Genomic DNA, 19,056 nt, shown 5'->3' on the forward strand with positions numbered 1-19,056 from the left:
TTCCATCAATCAATTCATCAAAGGGATTATGCAATGCTTTCTACAATGTCCTCTGCTCAACTGGGGGTGGAACTAGCTTTTACCAGTCTCAATTCTGAGGTTGAAATTGATGATTTGCCCATAGAAGGTAACATTCCCCGCTGGCTTAAAGGAAGTCTGTTTCGCAATGGCCCGGCTAAATTTGAGACTGGTCAAGCGAGCTACAATCACTGGTTCGATGGTCTGGCGATGGTACACCGCTATTCGTTCCGAGACGGCCAAATCGCCTACCGCAACCGTTTTCTACGCACGTCTCCCTACACTCAAATGATGTCTACCGGGCAGCTTAGTTCCGGCTTTGAGACGGTTCAGCCAACCTCTTTAGGCAAACGTATCCTCAAGATGTCTTTAGAGATGCTCGGTCAGAAAACGGGACAGACTTACAACACCAATGTTAATGTGATTTGCTTAGCCGATCAATTTATGGCTCTGACTGAGCAACCTGTACCCACGGTTTTTGATCCCATCACGCTTGAAACCCGGGGAGCCTTTTACTTCGATGATACTCTCTTTGGGCATCTCTCATGTGGGCATCCGCAGTATGACGACCAACAGCAGGAATACATCAATTACGTCACTTGTTTTGGACCCATCAATACCTATAATCTTTATCGGGTTAAGGCAATGAGCCGCCAACGGAGCTTAATTGCAAGAATTCCGGTGCGATCGCCCTGCTATATGCATAGTTTTGCTGCCACTGAGAACTTCATCATCCTGGTCGAATTTCCGCTGGTGGTGAAATCGCTCCCAGCTATCTTTGGGGGAAAAGCGCCGATGCAATGCTTGAGTTGGGAACCTCGGCGTGGCACTAACTTTCGGGTCATTCACAAGCACAGTGGTGATCAGGTTGCTCGTTTTCAAAGCGAAGCATGTTTTGCGTTCCATCACATCAATGCCTATGAAGAAGGCAATGAAATTGTGGTTGATCTTGCCGCTTCTGACCAACCAGATTTGATGTACAAGTCGTATCTCAAACCATTAAAGTCTGCGACCCGGTCTAAGGATCATCCACTTGCAGAGTATCGACGCTACCGTTTACCGCTCCAAAAGCCTTCTTGCAAGGCTGAAGTTGGTTATGAATTGCTCTCTGAGCAGTTGATTGAAATGGTTTGCATCAACCAGGGTCGTTGTCGTTCACGAGACTACCGCTACGCGTATGCCGTTAGCCATAACCGCAACTGGCCAACTCTAGTCGGTCAACTAGTCAAAATTGATGTAAAAAATTGCAGCGATCAAGCATGGTTTGAGCCAAACACCTATCCTGGTGAACCCCTCTTCGTGGCTGCTCCTAATGGCACTGCTGAAGATGACGGGGTAATCCTTAGCGTCGTGCTGGATGCCGCCAAAAAGCGATCGTTTCTACTGGTACTTCACGCACAATCATTCAAAGAATTAGGACGTGCTTATTTACCCCATCACGTTCCACTTGAGTTTCATGGCTTGTTCGTGGAAGAAATTTGAACGTTTTACATCGAACAATACGGTCAGTTTGAGCGAGCTTGCACCGTTTAATCAATCGAACCCTTACTTACTATGATTCATCATCTTTCCATCACGGCTCATAATCCTCAGCATGTTGCCCAGATTCTAGCAGAACTGCTTCAGGGAGAAGCCTTTCCGTTTCCTGCTGCTAACGTTCCCAATAGTTACGTTGCCGTTCCCCTTGACTCCTACGGAACAACTGTTGATGTGCATCCGTTCAACACTGAACTTCTCCCTGGTTCTGGCGAGAATGGCTTTCAACTTAAACCAAACCCTGATGCATCAATTTATACGGCTACTCACGCTGCCATTTCAGTACCAACCAGTGAGGAGCAAATCTGCGAGATCGCGGCTCGTGAAGGTTGGCGAAGTGTCAAGCGGAGCGGCTTTTTTGATGTGATTGAAGTTTGGCTCGAAAACCGTGTTTTGATTGAATTATTACCCCCTACATTCGCCGATCAATATCTTGCTTTTATGGAACCACAGGCATTAAAGCGATTCTTGGCAGCCAAGGGTACTGTTAAGTGAATAGACACAGTTCATCACACAAACTCAAAAGGGTATTAATGATATCTAGCTACTGACCCCAACAGGATCTCAACTAATTTGATTTATCTCATGGCATATTTACTTCACACTGAACGATTAAACCTGTGTCCTTGCCAGATGAGCGATCTTGATGCTGTCTACCAATTATGGAGTGAGGCTGCTGTGAGACGATTTCTCTTCGACGATCGTCAGATTTCGCTAGAGGAAGCGAGATCATTCATTGATGCAAGTATAGTAAGCTTTGCCAAACACGGTTATGGAATCTGGCTCTTCTTTGAGCACCAGAACAGCCATCTGGCAGGCTTTTCAGGACTGCTGAATAACTCACAAGAGCTACCAGGTATTATCTTTGGCACCCAACCTCAATTTTGGAGGCGTGGCTATGCCAGAGAGGCTACGGTTTCAATATTTCGTTATGCATTTGATGTGCTTGGTTTGGAGAGCATAGTGGCAGATGTTGATGAATCTAACGAAGCTTCAATTCGAACACTTGAGGCATTGGGTATGTCGCGAACTCGAAAAGCGCTCGTCAATGGACACCCTTTGCTTTACTACGAAATGCAATCAAGCGCACTGTTAAACAGGAAATTTAATTAAGGAAGCTTTGTGATGAGTATCAAACAATTTGAGGATGTGCTGCGATTCTGGTTTCCTGAGCAATTGGATAGTGATCAAGCGACGCTAGTGCGACAGTGGAAACGATGGTTTCGTGGCGGCATGGATGCTGCCATTATCGAGCGTTTTCCATCACTGCTGGAGCAGGCAACGCGGGGCGAACTGGATAACTGGTCGCAAGAGCCACGATCGCGGCTGGCATTAATTCTCGTTCTTGACCAGTTCTCACGCACGATCCATCGGGGACTGGCTCAAGCATTCGCACAGGACGAGAAGGCTTGCTCACTAACGATCGAAGGGATCAACGGTAGTCATTATACGGCACTTGAAACTCCCTGTGAAAAGACCTTTTTCATCCTGCCACTGGGACATTCTGAGCAACTCAGTAACCTGAATCTAGTGGTCACGCTTGCGGATGAGTTGGTGCAGGAAGCACCCCAAGAGCAGCGTGCGTTGCTGGAGTTTTCTGCCGCGCAAGCATGCCGACATCGAGATATTATTTTTCAATTTGGACGACATCCTCACCGCAACGAGGTTCTAGGGCGAGAATCAACGCCAGAGGAACTAAAATACCTTGCAACTGGACAACTCGTCCATACCCGATCGATGCCACCCTACCTGTCGAAATTTCTCTCCAACCGCTGATACCGCTAAACTATTCTGCTTTTCAACCGCAAATCAGCTTATAGAGGGCAATCTCCCAGTACGCTTTCAACTAGAGTGTTTCACGTTTTCCATCTCAAAAGACCTTTGTTTAGTTACTGCTGTAGAAGTCCTAATCATTAGGAAACGACTGCAGTGGTTTAGCGCCTAGCCATCAGCCGCCAGCTTAGACGTGAGAGCTGAAAGCTGAGAGCTAACCGCTGAAAGCCAACCCAGCAGAACTTCCAAAAAGTAAATAGGGTCGCTTAGCTACTTCTTAAATCATCAACTTTAGGAGCGAAATGATACCATTTCAAGTACGAGAAATCCATCACATTGCCCTGGTCTGTAAAGACATTGATCGAACGATCGATTTTTACACCAACATTATGGGGTTTAACTTAACCAGAGTTCACACCTTATCAGATGGGGGCAAGCACTATTCATTTGAAATGAGTCACGGTATTGAAATAGCATTTTTCTGGTTTCCCAACGCGCCTCAAACCGCACCAGGCATTGCTTCTGTGAAACCGGATGCGTGGCAAACAGGGAATATTACCACTGCTCATGCATCGATGCATCATTTGGCGTTCACGGTGCCGTTAGAAGCACTCGAAGAGTACCGAAACCAGCTTGAGACAAAGGATATTTTTGTCACTCCAGTGCTGCATCAAAAAGCCGATCGCTTTGGTCAACAGTCTGAATCTGACAATCCCTCAGCGACCGCGTCATTCTATTTCTTTGACCCCAACGGAATCTTGCTGGAGTTTGCAGCCAATGTCTGTGAATCAAGTAATCTCATATCATAAATCTAGAAATTGGAGAGAAAAAATATGGCTCGTTTTCTACTTGGAACAATTCCGGTCATTGGGCATGTCAGTCCGGCTGTACCAGTGGTGCGTGAATTAATCAAACGGGGACATGAGGTGTGTTGGTACACTGGACAAGCGTTTCAAACCACCGTTGAGCAAACGGGAGCAAAATTTGCACCCATTCGGAGCTGGCTCGACTATTCAGATTTAAAGAATGTTCCTGAATCCGTAATGAAGCAACGTGACGGGATTGAAGGCGTGGAACGGCTAAAATTTGATCTAAAGAATTTTTTCATCGATCCGGCTGCGGGGCAAGTTAAGGATCTTTTAGACCTTCTGTATGAGTTTCCAGCCGATGTTTTGATTGCCGATTCCATGTTTCTAGGAATGGCATGGGTAGCAGAACAAAAACAGCTACCCTGGGCAGAGTTTGATTCATCGGCTTTAGCCTTGAGTAGCTGCGATACAGCTCCCTTTGGTTTGGGGTTGCAGCCTAGCAACACTTTATTTAGATGGCTGCGAAATCATGGTTTAAGGTGGTTCTTTCAACAAACAGTGCTGCGGCCACTAAGAGCTTACACCAACAATGTGCGATCGCAGGTAGGGCTGCCTCCTAGCCCCGTTTATTTCTTTGATCGCATGTCTCCTTTTCTCTACCTGTGTCCCTGCATTCCAGAGTTTGAATATCCCCGTAGTGATTTACCACCGCAAGTTCACTTCATTGGACCTTTGCTATCGCAACCAACCGCAGAGTTCACGCCTCCCCACTGGTGGGATGAACTGAACGGCAATCGACCTGTCATTCACGTCACTCAGGGCACGATCGCCACAAATTTAAACGATTTGCTGGTGCCAGCGTTACGTGCGCTAGAAACTGAGGATGTCCTTGTGGTTGCAACGACTGGTGGAGCCGCAACCGACACACTCAACCTTCCGTTACTGCCTGCCCATGTCAGAATTGAACCATTCATACCCCATGCTCAGTTGTTGCCGCATGTAGATGTGATGATAACGAATGGCGGCTACAATGGGGTGCAAATAGCCCTGGCGCATGGCGTTCCTCTCGTTGTAGCAGGGCAAACTGAAGAGAAACCAGAGATTGCTGCACGGGTGGAATGGGCGCAAGTAGGCATTAATTTGAGAACTGGAACGCCCACTCCTGCACAGATTCAGAAGGCTGTTAAAACACTGCTGGTAGATTCTAGCTATCGTACTCGCGTTAAGCAGTTGCAAACCCAAATGCAACAGTATAATGCGCCTGCGATCGCGGCAAATTTGATCGAGCGATTAGCAGAGATAAAGCGACCTGTACTGAATACATGATGAGTGAACTCATGCAGACTCAAATTCATCAGCAAAGAAAGAATTCGGGCCTTGCTGAATGGCAGGATGAATTAGGTTGGAACTGGGACATCCGAGAATTTGAGCTAGTGCAATAACAATCGAACCGCATGTCTCAGCATGTCCTCGGCTTTGGAATAACACAACGTCTTGCGCTGCAACCGCGCTAGATAGTGCCGCAGTCGTGTGTTTTCCCCCTCAACCCGCGTCATGTACGTCTTGCTGATCATCTGGTCTCCATCAGGAATGAACTCTGGGTAGACCGACCAACCATCAGTGACGTAGAAGTAATATTGCCACGTTGCCACGCTTGCCCATAAGGGTGCAAAAGTCTTGCTGCTGTGGTCTCCTAACTCCCACCCTGGAATTCCGGGTCGGAAGTGATCAACGGCTGTCCAGAGCCAGATTTTGTTTTTTCGAGCCGACAAACGTTTCGAGTGCATCGAGTGCTCTAACTTCAGGAACGGCATCTAGAGCATCACTGCCCGAGAAGTGTACTCCGACTTGCTTGAGCCAGGAGATGACCGTAATGTGATGACCCCTTTGACTTGGTCAATGGCTTGAAAGCCCATGCCATTGACCGACATCTTCAAGCACTCTCGCTTCACATCATCGCTAGAGTGGGGCAGTGGCGCATAGTGATCCAGGCATTGACGGCGGCAATCCACGCAGATGTGATTTTGCTTGCCTCTTCGCTTGCCATTTTTACGAATATGAGTCGAGTTGCATTCAGGACATTGCATCAGGATTAACCTCAGTTCATCCCTCTATTCTGCAACGCCAGAGTTCGTCTGATCATAGCGATGAACTATACACTCCCACCACCGAAGAAGTAGCCTTTGCTCAAGCTCAGGTTGCTAGCAAAGCTGGCTTATTCCGCTTACTGATCCTCTTCAAAGCCTTTCAACGTTTAGGTTATTTCCCACCTTCAGCATTCATTCCCGCTCCAGCGATTAGCCACCTCCGCCATTGGTTAAAGTTACCCGCTCAGGTTTCTCCGCTTGCTCCACTGCGCACTCTACACCGCTATCAGCAAGCCATTCGCGATTACTTCAGGTCAATGCTTATAATCAGACTGCCCAACAGGTCGCCACGGCAGCCATCACCAAAGCCACTCAGGTGATGGATCATCGATCGAGAAGCATACACTATGAGCAAAGCGGAGTACGTCGAGGCTGTCATGCAGAAAGCTTGGAGCCAAGCAGCCCGCTAAAGTACTCTAGCTCAGTAAGTCGGTAGTTCAGATTAATTGTAAGAAGGGGGAGTAGGGCTATGCTCCCAGACAGGGGATGGAACCCCCTCCACTTCCAAAACTATCTTTAATACACCCAGCTGCTTATGTCATCTCTAGGAAAGCCCAGCAAGTCTGTTTAAAGCAGACTTGCTCCTAAGTTAAAAGGTGGAAAGTCAGGCTTAGTAGAGGATTAAGGCGATTAAAATTTGTGCCACCAATTTGATAGCATTTTAACAGAGCAATTTCTGCGAATTATCAAAATTTGATGGAAACTTGCTTCAGGTTTAGAGTGTAGTAGTGTCAAATCTTCTCCCAGCAATGTTCTGAGTGATCGCAAATTTTGCGCCACTGATTTACGAACGCTTAAACATAAGATTTTTTGCCAAAAACGTTTTTCTTCTAAAAGGCAATAAATTTGTGCCACCAATTTGCAAAACCTGAGCAGTGAGAGGTAAAAGAGATAAAAACGCTGAAAGCTCTTTAGATAAATGGTTTCAGGCTTTGGAGGACTGTGCCACCCATTTGCGAATTGTGCCATATTTTTTAGCTATTCACAAATGTCGATTGCAATGGTCGAAACTGGTGGTGATCCAGGTCATGCGCCCGCCCGACATACCTATGAAAAACTCGGTTTCAGACTATTACCGATCGCCCGTTATTTCAAGAAGCTATAAGATGCAGGCTGATTACGCTTGGCTTTAAATCATTTTGTCAGCCACCACTGTAGATCAAACGATGGAAACTTCGATCGCTCCCAGTTGGAGAAATCGCTCCATCATCGTTTCTAAACGTTACGTCAAGTCATTGCTTGCCAAAGCAGTGCTTTTTGCTCCATTATTTTGACAAATTTATCTTTGCCATCCATATAGCCTTCCATATCGTGAGAATACTGCTTTGCTAACTGCCGTTTCAATTTACTGTATTGTTGAGCATCATTAGGATGGGCAATCATGTAGTCACGAAAAGCTAAATGGCGAATGATTTCAAACGAGCCCAATTCATACGTGTGAGCATTGTGGGTTCTAACCTCAGGTGAACAATTTTTCCGAAAGTAACGCCGACCAGCAAGCCCAAATTCGCCCATTGCTTCGTATCCAATTGTTGCCATTGCCTCGTTCTGTTCATCAGTCATGATAGTGCTTTTGACTTCAATTAAAAAATCAATGACAGGTTTGGCGTAAATGCCTGGAATTGCAGTGCTGCCTATGTGATGGATGGCAACAATGTTTTCTCCCATTACCCATGCGAGTTGCCTAGACTCTTTGTGAAACTCTTCCTGCCATGCAGGATCAGGCGGGACAACTTCTACATTCATAGTTTCGTTAACTCAACGAAACTATTATCCTAACCTTAGGACTGACTAGGCAGGATAAGTAAGCCATCTATAGCGATCCTATCTGGATTGTGAGAAATAATTCCACTGGAATCCTTTCTCACAAAGCTTCTCAATCTCACAACTGATTTAGAACTGCTATATTTTGGCTTAAGAAATGTTGGAGTTTTCCATAACCCGAAATCACCCAAAAGAGCAGCAATGATAGTTCCCTTAACACTCCAGCAGTTACCTGGACTCAATCGGTCACCGCACCTAAACTACTTGTAGAAACTAATCTGGCATATTTTGCCAGGACGCCTCGTGTATAACGCGGTACTGGTGGTTTCCAGGTAACACGACGCTGTTCAAGTTCCGTCTCCGACACGTGTAGGTGGAGCGATCGCCCCGGAGCATCAATAGTAATTTTGTCACCTTCCTGCACCAACGCGATCGTTCCACCGACAAAGGCCTCCGGTGCAATGTGACCAACAACCATGCCATACGTCCCACCCGAAAAACGCCCATCGGTAATCAGTCCAACGGTGTCACCTAGACCCGCACCAATGATTGCTGAAGTTGGAGCCAACATTTCTCGCATTCCGGGTCCCCCTTTAGGTCCTTCATAGCGAATCACAAGGATATCGCCTGCACTGATCTTGCGTGCAAGAATGGCGGCTAAACAGTCTTCCTCAGATTCAAATACTCGTGCGGTTCCTGTCATTTGGGGCTTTTTAACGCCCGTAATTTTCGCAACGGCTCCTTCTGTTGCCAGATTACCTTTAAGAATGGCCAGGTGTCCTTGAGCATAGATGGGATTACTCCAGGGACGAATGACATCCTGGTTGGCAGGGGGTGCTTCGGGAATGTCTTTCAGACGTTCTGCGATCGTGTCTCCTGTAATCGTTAAGCAATCACCATGCAATAAACCGTGTGTCAGCAGCATTTTCATCACTTGGGGCATTCCACCAGCGGCATGGAGATCAGTCGCCACATAACGCCCTGATGGTTTGAGGTCACACAGCACCGGCACTCGCTCGCGAATGGTTTCAAAATCATCAATCGTAAACGGTACTTCAGCAGTATGGGCGATCGCTAAAAAATGCAATACTGCATTGGTCGAGCCACCTACTGCCATTACAACTGAAATAGCATTCTCGATCGATTTCCGCGTAATAATGTCTCGCGGCAAAATCTGTTTACGAATCGCTTCGACTAAAACTTTCCCCGCCAGTGCTGTGTTTTCTGCCTTCTCTAGATCGATCGTGGACATCGTAGACGAATACATCAAACTCATGCCCATCGCTTCAAAAGCAGCCGACATCGTATTTGCCGTGAACATTCCGCCGCAAGAACCCGCGCCCGGACAGGCATTGCGTTCGACCGCATACAGCATCGCCTCATCAATTCTGCCTGCGCTGTACTGTCCAACGGCTTCAAAAGAACTCACTAAAGTTAAATCTTGCCCGTTTAGGTGTCCTGGTTTAATCGTGCCACCGTAGACAAAAATTGCTGGAATATTCATTCGTGCCATCGCAATCATCGCACCGGGCATATTTTTGTCACAACCGCCGATTGCCAGCACCCCATCCATACTTTGAGCATTGCAAGCCGTTTCGATCGAGTCTGCAATCACATCACGGGAGACCAGCGAGTATTTCATCCCCTCTGTGCCCATCGAAATACCATCGCTAACGGTGATGGTGCCAAACAATTGAGGCATTCCACCCGCTGCTCGAATGCCTGCTTCGGCTTCTGTGGCTAAGGGTGCAATGCCCATGTTGCAAGGGGTGATGGTACTGTGAGCACTGGCAATTCCCACAATGGGTTTAGTGAAGTCGGCATCTTTGAAGCCAACGGCACGGAGAAGTGCGCGGTTGGGCGATCGTTGCAAACCCTGTGTAATTTTCTGGCTTCTCAAATTCTTTGACATCTTTTCGCTCCCTTTGAAGGCTCATGCTTGATTATTCTTGGAGTATAGGAAGCGTTTTCAGGTATGTCCAATATATGATTTGAGAGATTTGAGACGAGAAACATATCAAAAATGGAACTACGTCACCTACGCTATTTTGTGGCAGTTGCTGAAGAATTGCACTTTAATCGGGCTGCCGAACGGTTGCATATCGCTCAACCGCCGCTCAGTCAACAGATTAAGCAACTAGAAGTAGAGTTAGGAGTCGAACTGTTTGACCGCCGCACAAAGCGACAGGTGCAGTTAACCGAAGCAGGACAAGTGTTGTTGCAGGCGACTTACCGCATTTTGGCGCAGGTAGAACAGGCAACCAGCGATACTCAAAGAGCAGGCAGAGGTGAAACTGGAACTCTCGTTGTTGGCTTTACCAGTACCGTTGTTTACGACATTCTGCCCGCCATTCTGTCTCAATATCAGCAACAATTCCCAAATGTGAACCTTGTATTGCGGGAATTAACCACAACCCAACAGGAAGAAGCATTACAAAATCATCAAATTGAAGTTGGTTTTTGTCATCCACCCCTCAAGAATGAAAACCTGGAATTGGAGTCAATTTTGCAGGAATCATTGGTGGTTGCGTTACCTGAGGTGCATCCACTTGCCTGTGAAACGACCATTCCCATTGACTCACTTGTCGATGAGTTTTTTATTCTGTTTCCACGCCATCTTGGTTCGGGTTTTTATGATCAAATTGTGAGTTTTTGTCAGCAGGCAAACTTTAGTCCAAAAGTGGTGCAAGAGGCAGTTCAAATGCAAACGATTATTGGCTTAGTTTCAGCGAACATGGGAGTTGCACTCGTTCCGGCTTCACTCCAAAATTTGCAACGAGCAGGGGTTGTCTACAAGCCACTAGCAGGGGCAACACCACAAGTTGAAATAGCGATCGCTTGGCGGTCGGACAACGTTACGCCCGTTCTACGCAAATTTTTGTTGGCTGTCAAACAGTACATGAAAGAGAGAAGTCCCCAGCCTGCTTAAAGGCTTTACGCCGATAGCGAAATAAACTCCTTTGTTTATCTCTATCATCTAGTCTGGCTTGACTTGAAGTAAATTAAGATCATCAACTCAATTGATGAATAGATGAGTGGATCTATTGCACAACCTCGAATGGCCTTTGGTGGAGAAGCACTATACCCAGGTTTGCTGGCGCAAGCAGCAGCATGAGAATGCTTCATCATCATGAATCATCCGTCATTTTGGGCTATACTGTAGGGTCATTGTTGGGATGCCGTTGGTGCTGCCTGGGGTTGCTTACAGACAAAGCGCAAGACGGCGGCTGCACTACTGCCTGGCTGCGGTTGTGTCAACTGACCAGTAGCACCATAGTTAAGGCGCTGAAGCGCCTGCTGACTCTTGTCGCGAACAATAATTTGCCGCAGCCGAGAAACACCGCCAGCACAATCGGCAGAGCGATACAACATGGCACTATAAACTGGTTGCTTCAGCTCAACCTCGATCAAGGCATTGTTCGGTTGCGGAAAATCGCGATGTTCCCAATACCAAACAGCGCCATCCTTAAATTTGATGGAGTTACGCTCTACCAGGAAACGATCGCCCACAGCATTGCGCGTCACCTCGACCCAGTCTGCTTGACTCGCTTGAGCTAACGCACCAGAAGCGCTGACAACAGGAATGATCGCGACCAAAGCAACAAGCAAAGTTTTCATAAGCTACTGAGGATTAGGCTGAGATTGACTACCAGAGGCATCTTTAGAAGTGCCCGTGCGGTACTGCTCAACATTTTTGATGGCTTGCTGAGCATAGGAACTAGTGGGGCGTTCGTCCAAGGCCCGCTGAAAATAGAGCAGTGCGGTTTCATAATCGCGTTTCTGGGTGGCTGCATACCCTGCTGTCATATAGCGATCGAACTCCGATGACTGGGACGATCGTTGTACCGAGGGTGGGGCGGCTTGAGGTGCTACCGCCGCTGTCCCTCGCTGCCCCTCATAGACAGTCACAACCTTCTGAATGTACTCTGCAATTGCAGCACTGTTGTACTGAGACGGGTCACCCCGCATCCACCAGGCAGCGGTTCGTCGCACCGCTAGCATTTCATTGTTACCGCTAGCGCTGTACGCCTCTTTCAGTACATCCCGTACCACGCACGTTACAACCGAACGCGCCACTGCTGGGCTAGCCTCAAATTCAGTCGGTGAAGACTCTCGACCAATGCATGACTTTGACCACCGGGGAATGTTGCCGGGCATAATCTGCCAGTCACTATAAAGACCGTCCTTGGCACGCTCCGTTTGAGGGGCTGCTTGACGAAGTGCTTCGACCAAGGCTGCTACTTGACGTTCTGAAACCTGTGCTTGGGCTGGTAGCGTTCCCACTGCTAGGATAGCGCCAAGGCTAACGATTAGTTTGCCGATGGGTACTCGCATAACTAGCATCGCTCCCAAACTAGTGCCTAAACCAAATTTTACATTTATTATGTGCGGCTTGCCATTGCTCGTTCGCTAGTTGTTTTTTATACAGGGTTGTAATTCTATCTGGTCAGGGTTGACCCAATCTTGCCCAACTTTCTTTAGAAGGGTTGGTTCGATTGTCAGCACCATAGATTGAGCCGAAGTATCCCAACCAGGAATAGGGCATCCCCACTAGAATCATTGCAATGTCTCCAGTGCCCCGTCTTTCACGCGATCGCTTGCCGTCGAGCGATCGTATCCCGGTGCCGTACTGTTAGATGAGCCAATCAGTCCAAAGGACGCTCACTGCAACCACCTTAAGGAAAACCCAGGCGCTTTCCTAGCCTCGTTATAACGATGAGTTCACCTCTAGCGTCATCCCAGCCCGACGTAAGCGTTCTGCTAGGACATTCCCCAATCCGGTTGCTGGTGTAAGAATACCTCCCCGTGCTTGCCCACCGGGCAACTCATTCGTTTGCAGAGCCAGACTCAAAGCAGCTTCACACACAAATTTGACCGTTGCCCGGTTGCCCGGATCGCCCTGATCTCGAACGAGTCCTCGTACCTGACGCCCGTCTATCGCAGTGCTAACCAAGGCACAGGCAAACCAACCTTCGTTCATCGTTTGCTCCGAAGGTCCCTCGCCCGGTTTCGGTAGGATGGGCTGTAGCAGCGATCGCGTCTGAGGCTGTTGTAGAACTCCCATGAACAGTGCCAGACCTGCTGTTACACCGGTTGCCTTTAGCCATGCCAGTGGCTCATCAAACTTGAGATATTCCTGATAGGTGAAGTCCGGTCCATAGGGTTCCTGCCATTCCGCATATAAAGCACTGCTGCGGCGGACAATGCGAGTGTTCACGACTCCCATGAAAAAGGGTGCAACCCAGGTATTGAGATTTGGATCAAAGGACGGCATTTGCGGGTCACGGTTGCGGTCAACTTCGGCTTGAGAGTGGGAGGCAGAGGGATTGAGGAAAAAGGGATGATTCATTTGGGTTGCCCTTGGCGAGTCGTAAAGATTGACTGCGGATGCCAGGGTGCCACCGTTGAACCCGCCGAACGCTTGAAAATAAGCATTGACCGCCTGGCAGGGCACACCCAATTCTCGTTGCAGGTGACGCACAACCAGATACGTTCCCAGATCCGATGGCACCGAATCAAAGCCACAACAGGGGATGATGCGGGTGCCATCAGTAGCTGCCTGAGCATGGTAGCGCTCGATCAAGGTTTTGACCCAGGGTGTTTCTCCGGTAATGTCAACGTAGTGGGTTCTCAACCGAACGCACGCATCGACCAGGGTATTGGCATATAGGGCAAAGGGTCCAGCCGTGTTCAGAATCACGCAGGTTTGAGAGACGAGCGCATCAATTGCCTGCTGATCCTGGCTATCCGCCACCAGCACCTCTACCTCAACCCCAATCTCATCTCGAACGGCTGTTAATTTCTGACGGTTACGCCCAGCGATCGCCCACCGCACGCCTTCAGGAGATGCATGAGTGGCAAAGTACTGCACCGTTTGCTTACCGACAAAGCCACTGGCACCGTAGAGGACAACATTATAAGGACGGGCAGAAGACCAATCAGACATAGCAACAGTACTCCTGCCAACGGCTATTGTCGAGAACGCATTTCTTGCTGACGCATGGGCATCGCATCAATTGTGCGGAACAGCAACTCTAAATCAACTGGAGTTTGACTCCGTTGCTTCTCCGTACCATCCTTACCCACAAGAATCACTGCAAACTCCTCAGGAGGAATCCCAAACTGTTGTCTCAGTCTGTCCGCCGATGCTGAACTGAGCGATTGCCCCAACAATGCGAGCAAATCAGCTTTCCTTAAGCAGTGAGGTGAACTGAAGCCGTGAAACTCATTACTCCAGTTCACCCCTGACAGATTGCCAATCTGGAACTGATTGTAACGGCTGCAAGCAAAGATCAAGGCTTTCTATCTATCTTCACTCGCTTATTCGGGTCTTGCTTGTGAACCCAGGCAAAGAATTTCTGTAGCTGTGGGTCTTGCTTCAGCTTCTCCAGAGTGTTCAAGTGCAGTACCAGATGAGAGTTGTCGTAGAGCGTATAGATTTGTCGGTGGCAGACAGGAAAGAACCTTCACTAAATTGTAGGAGGATGTCAACCACTGATTACCCAACGCGAACGAGCAGCTACGATGACCGAATTGTTCACCCGGAATGCAGCGATCGTGGCTCGTCCGACTGCGTCTGCCCCTCCACTCGTGTTGCATCTAGGCTCCAAGCGAAGTGTTCCGACCACTGCTGTGCCCTTGGATTAAACAAGAGCACGATTTTTCCAGTGAGCGGATCTTGAGCTTCGGTCAAGTCGGATTTGTACTTATTGCAGGAGCGACAAGCCAAGCAAACATTTTCAAAGGAAGTGTTCCCGCCTTTGGACTGGGGATGAATATGGTCAAAGCTCATCGGAAGTCCGCTATTAGCTTCGCTAGTCAAGCAGTAGCAGCAGCGATAACGATCGCACTCTCGGATTTGGGTCTTTAAAGATTCAGGAATATAGGCAGACACAAGCGATTAGAGATGAGGAACACAATGACCACGCCAATGTAAAAGAGCAGCAGCATGGGCTTTTCGTAACATGAAAAGATCCGCCTGCGATCGCAGTTCTGCCAACTCCACCTGTTCTGCTGAGGTAAGAGTGTGTTCTTTGTTACACTCCAACAACTCGAAATGCCGTGCCATCTCCTCCTTAGTCTTGTGGCCTGTGGCAACCTTCCATAAAGCCTCATCTTCCAACCGGTCAAGAGCAGCTAAATCTGCCTCAAACTCATTGGGTGCATTCTCCCAATCTGGAGGACTACCAACTTTCAGTGCATGGAGCATGACCTCTTCAAGCAATCGCCCGTTGCGATTGCCGTATTGACCAGTCGCTGATGGATAGGATCTGGAAGTTGCAGGGTGACAGTTGCAGTCATACGAGGACAACAAGTTTATCTCTCTATATTCTACCGAGAGCATCTTGAGGAGGATAGCCATTGTGCAGCTACACTGACCCCATAGGGGTTGCTTCTGGGAACACAGCAACCTCTTAATAGTCTCTAAGCGAATTTTTCCTGTAGTTGGTAAGCGATCGCAGCGTGAAGGAAAACGGCTCCAACGAAATGACACGTAATCCTTCGTTTAAGCCGGAAAACCCTGAAACTGCTGTTGTATATAGGTTCCAGTTTACAGTTTGACAAAGTGATACGAAATTCTTCGGCTATCGCAGAAAACGATAAAGCTCTTGCAGGACAAGAGTTTCAAGCAACAACCAACGAAATGACATTTATTTCTTCAGTAGTTCCACAAAATGACATTTATTTCTTATCGAAAGTAAACCTACTCCAACGAAATGATACGTAATCATTCAGTAGACTTGGTAAGGCTTGAAACTGTTGATAAGTATAGATTTTAGCTTCTAAACCAACGAAGTGACATGGAATCCTTCGGCGCTCGCCGAAGAACGATGAAATCGTTTTAGGGCAAAGGCTTCAAGCGATGACTAACGAATTGTCATTTATTCCTTCGCTAGCCCTACAAAGTGACACGTAGTTTTTCAGTTAGGTTTTCTCTAAAAATTGGCGACTAAAAACCTCAAAGCTTTACAGAATAGAACTTTGAGGCAAAAAGCGATTTTGACATTTATTTCTTCGGTTGTGACACTTGTTTCTTCGCTCTACACTTTTGGGGCAACATCTGAAACAACACTAGAAGAACGAGAAGCTTTGTGCCGCCAGTTTGAGTTGCGGGAACTGCTAGGACTGGTGGCAATTCGTTGTCTGAACGAGGGCGCTGGTATCCTAGCGATTGAGACGGCTATGATTCTAGCAAGCAGCGGCAACCCTCGGCAGTTTGTGCAGCGACGGAAACGGATTTTGAGACCGCACCCCTATAAGTAGCGATTCTTATAGATAAGGGGTTAATAGTTTTTGCCCTTGGGAGATATTACGGTCAGAGTTTCACCTTTGACTGTTTTTTAGTGTCTATTCTTCAGGAGTTCATGTATGCCTTACCAGGACATCAACATAGTTTTATTGGATGCTGACTTGAAAGAAGTACGTCAGGCAATTGCAACCATTCAGCAAAAGTTACCATTCCTCATCACATTGAATACAACCGAGCGTAAACGGTTGTTTAAGATGGAGACAAGCGACTCACATTTATGCAAACGAGTCTCAATGCAGCACACAGCAATCGGAATAATTTGCCCGCCAGTTTTGATCTAGATGCGTTCTCCAATGACTACCGCTTAGCGACATCGTTGATGGAAATTGAAATGTTGTTGAATCAGCTATCAGAACAAGTGGATGATACGCTCTTGGCAGTTGGCAGCGAGGCAATGACCAGTAGCCTGACCGTTTATGACTCGTGAAGACAGCAGCTAAGAAAACTCCCGGATTGAAAGGCATTGCAGAACAGCTGGGAAATTTGTTCCGGGCGATGAAAAGTAGAACGCCCAAAGCAATCCTTTGCTACCGGGTCCGAATCCAGGTGAGGTAATGAGCATTTTGACACTAAATTTTGCCAGCAGTTAAGCTTTCTGTTCAGTTTTGAACGTAAGCAAACAATCGCGTCACAGGACAGCTAGACACAGATATCATAAGGTTTTGTCTGGCTAAAGCCTGCCATTGCTTGATCTTGAGATACTAGTCTATTACTTTACGAAGTTTGCGCGATTGCAGGTTGATCGTGCTCATGGCATCGCACCTCATAAACCGATACTGCTCCTGTCAGTTATTGAACTTATCAAGCAAGTCATCAAGCAAGACTCGATCACGCAGAATCAGATTTATCTATCGGAAGAACTCGTTGCAACCTTTCTCAAGGTTTGAAGCTATCTAAGGTCAGAGAACCATTACCCGGGTATTTCCAGACCTTTTTTTCATTTGCGTGGCAATAAGTTCTGGCAGCTCGTCCCCAGTCGCGGCTGTCGAAAAACTACTACGTCTAAAGTTAAGCTAAAAACTTTTGCTGAAGTTAAACAAGCTGTTAGGTATGTCCAAGTGGATAATGGGTTGTTTGAGTTACTTCAAGATCCACTATCAAGAGCCAGTTTAACGGCTTTCTTGGTACAGAAATGGTTTAGTCATAAGCTCGATCAGTATAGACGGCTTTTAGAAGCGACATCATGTAATGAGTGCCAAGATCTTTTTAGCAAGGGCAATGAGCAGTACAGGTTAAATGAAAAAAGACTTGAACTACTACAGCACTTTCCACAACGTGATGGGACAATTATTACGAGAAGAGACATAGGGGTATACCATGACAGCCTACTCTACCGACCTTAGAGAACGAGTCGTTCGCGCCTATGAAAAAGAGGATGGCTTGATTCGCCAACTTGCCTATCGTTATGAAGTCAGCAAGAACACGGTGCAAGCATGGCTTGATCTCAAGCGCAGCACCGGAGCAGTCACAGCCTTGCCTGCAAGGGGGGGAAAGTCAGTCAATTAGTCGGGCTTGAAGAACGCCTCGAAGCGATGGTGCAGGTGCATACCGACTATACCCTCGCGCAATACTGTGAGGCATGGTTAGAGCATCAAGGGATGGTGGTGGCGGAAAGTACAATGTGCCGATAGCTCCAACAGCGAGAGTTGAGCCTTTAAAAAACACCCCGCAGCCAACAAGCCTAAACGGCTAAGGCTCAGCAACAGCGGTTCGACTACTGGCAGCAAGTGAGCGCCATTAAGCCGCATAACCTGGTTTTTCTCGATGAGATGGGAGTTCTGTTGGGTCTGATGCGTCTGATGGGACGTGCTCCTAAAGGAGAGCGGGTGTATGACATCAAACCGTTCTATCGTGGCACTCGGGTCAATGTCATCAATGCCCTCAGTGACTCGAAAGTGCTGGCACTCAAAGCGTTGAAACGCTCCCTGAGCGTTAAGCAGTTTAAGGTGTTCTTGCAAGAACACGTGGTGCCTCAACTATGGCCAGGAACCGTGGTAGTTATGGACAATCTGCCGGCTCACAAAGTGCAAGGGGTGCACGCTATCCTCGCCGCAGTGGGTGCGAAAGCCTTGTATTTGTCGCCGTATTCGCCAGAGTTCAATCCGATTGAGCATTGGTGGTGGGAGTTGAAAGCGTTCATCCGTCGCTTTGTGCCCAAGACGAAAGAAACACTGGTTAAACTGTTACACATGGGTTTGTGTTGAATGTTCGATCATTCTGGTAATTAAAATTTGAAAAGTAAATAGCCGTCCTCAATCATTCAGGAAAACTGCGTTGCTAGCGGATTGATAGAGAAAGCAATCCATGTCCTCACGCGCTAAAGTAGCTGACGGTGAGATGGCGGGGAGCGATCAATGTCGTCGATCGATCCAAATACAACTGCTTACCTTCATTTCAATGCGGTCTAACGGTGAAGTTCAGCAGCGGCAATTAACTTTAACTTAGCATCAGCGACTTTTATCCGTCCGCCTGCATTTGAATTGTTGGGTTGCTGCAAACATCATTGTTTTTCAATGCCCGACCCATGAATATTCTTGCTTAAGAATTCGTCTAATTTTGGCATCTAGGGTAGGGATTTTATTGACTAAGTAGGTCGCCATAGAAAGATATAAAATAGTTGGAGCATTCATCATCCTTGCTATCAAGCTGCCTGCTCCGTTGCGAATCGAGTTAACCATTGAAGAAGACACCACCTTAC

Annotated in this window: 19 protein-coding genes and 4 pseudogenes; 13 read left to right on the plus strand and 10 right to left on the minus strand. The window is 47.5% G+C overall.

Translation table 11 applies throughout. The features are described 5' to 3' along the window. Positions 1-33: 33 nt before the first annotated feature. The 6 genes from H6F76_RS18750 (at position 34) to H6F76_RS18775 (ending at position 5,462) form a co-directional block, all read left to right on the plus strand. Complete coding sequence (locus tag H6F76_RS18750; protein WP_190510583.1) at positions 34-1,500, plus strand: carotenoid oxygenase family protein; 1,467 nt, start codon at positions 34-36, stop codon at positions 1,498-1,500. A gap of 72 nt (positions 1,501-1,572) precedes the next feature. Then, positions 1,573-2,049, plus strand: a complete 477-nt coding sequence (locus H6F76_RS18755; protein ID WP_190510584.1) for a hypothetical protein — start codon at positions 1,573-1,575, stop codon at positions 2,047-2,049. Positions 2,050-2,139: 90 nt separating this feature from the next. Then, positions 2,140-2,667, plus strand: coding sequence for a GNAT family N-acetyltransferase (locus H6F76_RS18760; RefSeq protein WP_190447092.1), 528 nt, complete (start codon positions 2,140-2,142; stop codon positions 2,665-2,667). Positions 2,668-2,679: 12 nt separating this feature from the next. After that, positions 2,680-3,330 carry a DUF924 family protein gene (locus H6F76_RS18765; protein WP_190510586.1) on the plus strand — a complete coding sequence of 217 codons (651 nt, stop codon included), beginning with the start codon at positions 2,680-2,682 and terminating at the stop codon, positions 3,328-3,330. A gap of 299 nt (positions 3,331-3,629) precedes the next feature. Further along, a complete protein-coding gene (locus H6F76_RS18770; protein ID WP_190510587.1) occupies positions 3,630-4,136 on the plus strand; it encodes a VOC family protein in 507 nt (168 codons plus the stop codon). A gap of 24 nt (positions 4,137-4,160) precedes the next feature. Next, positions 4,161-5,462, plus strand: coding sequence for a glycosyltransferase (locus tag H6F76_RS18775; RefSeq protein ID WP_190510588.1), 1,302 nt, complete (start codon positions 4,161-4,163; stop codon positions 5,460-5,462). A gap of 104 nt (positions 5,463-5,566) precedes the next feature. Here the strand turns inward: H6F76_RS18775 and H6F76_RS18780 are convergent. Both H6F76_RS18780 and H6F76_RS31100 read right to left on the minus strand, forming a co-directional pair. After that, a pseudogene (locus H6F76_RS18780) lies at positions 5,567-6,223 on the minus strand (IS1 family transposase). Between the two features lie 304 nt (positions 6,224-6,527). After that, positions 6,528-6,662 carry a hypothetical protein gene (locus tag H6F76_RS31100; protein ID WP_277881247.1) on the minus strand — a complete coding sequence of 45 codons (135 nt, stop codon included), beginning with the start codon at positions 6,660-6,662 and terminating at the stop codon, positions 6,528-6,530. 603 nt (positions 6,663-7,265) lie between these two features. Between H6F76_RS31100 and H6F76_RS31540 the strand changes: the two are divergent. Then, positions 7,266-7,388: pseudogene (locus H6F76_RS31540) on the plus strand (GNAT family N-acetyltransferase); the annotation flags it as partial. A gap of 122 nt (positions 7,389-7,510) precedes the next feature. Here the strand turns inward: H6F76_RS31540 and H6F76_RS18795 are convergent. Together H6F76_RS18795 and ilvD are read right to left on the minus strand one after the other, a co-directional pair. After that, positions 7,511-8,029, minus strand: a complete 519-nt coding sequence (locus H6F76_RS18795; RefSeq protein WP_190510590.1) for a GrpB family protein — start codon at positions 8,027-8,029, stop codon at positions 7,511-7,513. Positions 8,030-8,285: 256 nt separating this feature from the next. After that, the gene (gene ilvD, locus H6F76_RS18800) at positions 8,286-9,959 is read right to left on the minus strand and encodes a dihydroxy-acid dehydratase (RefSeq protein WP_190510591.1); all 1,674 of its coding nucleotides are present in this window, start codon (positions 9,957-9,959) and stop codon (positions 8,286-8,288) included. A gap of 111 nt (positions 9,960-10,070) precedes the next feature. On the opposite strand from ilvD, the gene H6F76_RS18805 reads away from it, so the two are divergent. Further along, the gene (locus H6F76_RS18805; protein ID WP_190510592.1) at positions 10,071-10,976 is read left to right on the plus strand and encodes a LysR family transcriptional regulator; all 906 of its coding nucleotides are present in this window, start codon (positions 10,071-10,073) and stop codon (positions 10,974-10,976) included. 236 nt (positions 10,977-11,212) lie between these two features. Here the strand turns inward: H6F76_RS18805 and H6F76_RS18810 are convergent, their stop codons facing one another. The 4 genes from H6F76_RS18810 to H6F76_RS18825 form a co-directional block, all read right to left on the minus strand. Next, entirely contained in the window at positions 11,213-11,665 is a 453-nt protein-coding gene (locus H6F76_RS18810) for a hypothetical protein (RefSeq protein WP_190510593.1), read from the minus strand. A 3-nt stretch (positions 11,666-11,668) separates the two neighbouring features. Further along, positions 11,669-12,382 (minus strand): hypothetical protein, encoded by a 714-nt coding sequence (locus tag H6F76_RS29785; RefSeq protein ID WP_199322204.1) that lies wholly within the window; start codon positions 12,380-12,382, stop codon positions 11,669-11,671. Positions 12,383-12,755: 373 nt separating this feature from the next. Next, positions 12,756-13,994, minus strand: coding sequence for a saccharopine dehydrogenase NADP-binding domain-containing protein (locus H6F76_RS18820; RefSeq protein ID WP_190510595.1), 1,239 nt, complete (start codon positions 13,992-13,994; stop codon positions 12,756-12,758). A gap of 23 nt (positions 13,995-14,017) precedes the next feature. Further along, complete coding sequence (locus tag H6F76_RS18825) at positions 14,018-14,230, minus strand: DUF4174 domain-containing protein (RefSeq protein WP_190510597.1); 213 nt, start codon at positions 14,228-14,230, stop codon at positions 14,018-14,020. Positions 14,231-14,572: 342 nt separating this feature from the next. Between H6F76_RS18825 and H6F76_RS31105 the strand changes: the two genes are divergently transcribed. After that, complete coding sequence (locus H6F76_RS31105) at positions 14,573-14,695, plus strand: hypothetical protein (protein ID WP_277881248.1); 123 nt, start codon at positions 14,573-14,575, stop codon at positions 14,693-14,695. A gap of 253 nt (positions 14,696-14,948) precedes the next feature. On the opposite strand, the gene H6F76_RS18835 is transcribed toward H6F76_RS31105, so the two are convergent. Further along, positions 14,949-15,257 (minus strand): hypothetical protein, encoded by a 309-nt coding sequence (locus tag H6F76_RS18835; protein WP_199322206.1) that lies wholly within the window; start codon positions 15,255-15,257, stop codon positions 14,949-14,951. 848 nt (positions 15,258-16,105) lie between these two features. Between H6F76_RS18835 and H6F76_RS31545 the strand changes: the two are divergent. The 4 genes and pseudogenes from H6F76_RS31545 to H6F76_RS18855 all read left to right on the plus strand — a co-directional run. Then, positions 16,106-16,309: pseudogene (locus H6F76_RS31545) on the plus strand (helicase-related protein); the annotation flags it as partial. A gap of 108 nt (positions 16,310-16,417) precedes the next feature. Further along, positions 16,418-16,913: pseudogene (locus H6F76_RS31550) on the plus strand (hypothetical protein). Between the two features lie 762 nt (positions 16,914-17,675). Continuing rightward, positions 17,676-17,864: a hypothetical protein gene (locus tag H6F76_RS18850; protein ID WP_190510601.1), complete on the plus strand. Its 189-nt coding sequence runs from the start codon at positions 17,676-17,678 to the stop codon at positions 17,862-17,864. A 221-nt stretch (positions 17,865-18,085) separates the two neighbouring features. Continuing rightward, a complete protein-coding gene (locus H6F76_RS18855; RefSeq protein WP_190510603.1) occupies positions 18,086-18,562 on the plus strand; it encodes a transposase in 477 nt (158 codons plus the stop codon). A gap of 306 nt (positions 18,563-18,868) precedes the next feature. On the opposite strand, the gene H6F76_RS30025 is transcribed toward H6F76_RS18855, so the two are convergent. Next, on the minus strand, positions 18,869-19,056 hold a 188-nt coding region (locus H6F76_RS30025), incomplete at its 5' end, for a hypothetical protein (RefSeq protein WP_206754396.1).

The organism is Leptolyngbya sp. FACHB-321 (assembly GCF_014695975.1).
In the GTDB taxonomy this organism is placed as follows: Bacteria; Cyanobacteriota; Cyanobacteriia; order Leptolyngbyales; family Leptolyngbyaceae; genus Stenomitos.

What these genes read in the sequence shown, in the direction of transcription:
- H6F76_RS18750 (WP_190510583.1), top strand. Translation starts at nt 34, where the DNA reads ATGCTTTCTACAATGTCCTCTGCTCAACTGGGGGTGGAACTAGCTTTT.
- H6F76_RS18755 (WP_190510584.1), top strand. Translation starts at nt 1,573, where the DNA reads ATGATTCATCATCTTTCCATCACGGCTCATAATCCTCAGCATGTTGCC.
- H6F76_RS18760 (WP_190447092.1), top strand. Translation starts at nt 2,140, where the DNA reads ATGGCATATTTACTTCACACTGAACGATTAAACCTGTGTCCTTGCCAG.
- H6F76_RS18765 (WP_190510586.1), top strand. Translation starts at nt 2,680, where the DNA reads ATGAGTATCAAACAATTTGAGGATGTGCTGCGATTCTGGTTTCCTGAG.
- H6F76_RS18770 (WP_190510587.1), top strand. Translation starts at nt 3,630, where the DNA reads ATGATACCATTTCAAGTACGAGAAATCCATCACATTGCCCTGGTCTGT.
- H6F76_RS18775 (WP_190510588.1), top strand. Translation starts at nt 4,161, where the DNA reads ATGGCTCGTTTTCTACTTGGAACAATTCCGGTCATTGGGCATGTCAGT.
- H6F76_RS31100 (WP_277881247.1), bottom strand. Translation starts at nt 6,662, where the DNA reads ATGACAGCCTCGACGTACTCCGCTTTGCTCATAGTGTATGCTTCTCGA.
- H6F76_RS18795 (WP_190510590.1), bottom strand. Translation starts at nt 8,029, where the DNA reads ATGAATGTAGAAGTTGTCCCGCCTGATCCTGCATGGCAGGAAGAGTTT.
- ilvD (WP_190510591.1), bottom strand. Translation starts at nt 9,959, where the DNA reads ATGTCAAAGAATTTGAGAAGCCAGAAAATTACACAGGGTTTGCAACGA.
- H6F76_RS18805 (WP_190510592.1), top strand. Translation starts at nt 10,071, where the DNA reads ATGGAACTACGTCACCTACGCTATTTTGTGGCAGTTGCTGAAGAATTG.
- H6F76_RS18810 (WP_190510593.1), bottom strand. Translation starts at nt 11,665, where the DNA reads ATGAAAACTTTGCTTGTTGCTTTGGTCGCGATCATTCCTGTTGTCAGC.
- H6F76_RS29785 (WP_199322204.1), bottom strand. Translation starts at nt 12,382, where the DNA reads ATGCGAGTACCCATCGGCAAACTAATCGTTAGCCTTGGCGCTATCCTA.
- H6F76_RS18820 (WP_190510595.1), bottom strand. Translation starts at nt 13,994, where the DNA reads ATGTCTGATTGGTCTTCTGCCCGTCCTTATAATGTTGTCCTCTACGGT.
- H6F76_RS31105 (WP_277881248.1), top strand. Translation starts at nt 14,573, where the DNA reads ATGACCGAATTGTTCACCCGGAATGCAGCGATCGTGGCTCGTCCGACT.
- H6F76_RS18835 (WP_199322206.1), bottom strand. Translation starts at nt 15,257, where the DNA reads ATGCTCCATGCACTGAAAGTTGGTAGTCCTCCAGATTGGGAGAATGCA.
- H6F76_RS18850 (WP_190510601.1), top strand. Translation starts at nt 17,676, where the DNA reads ATGACAGCCTACTCTACCGACCTTAGAGAACGAGTCGTTCGCGCCTAT.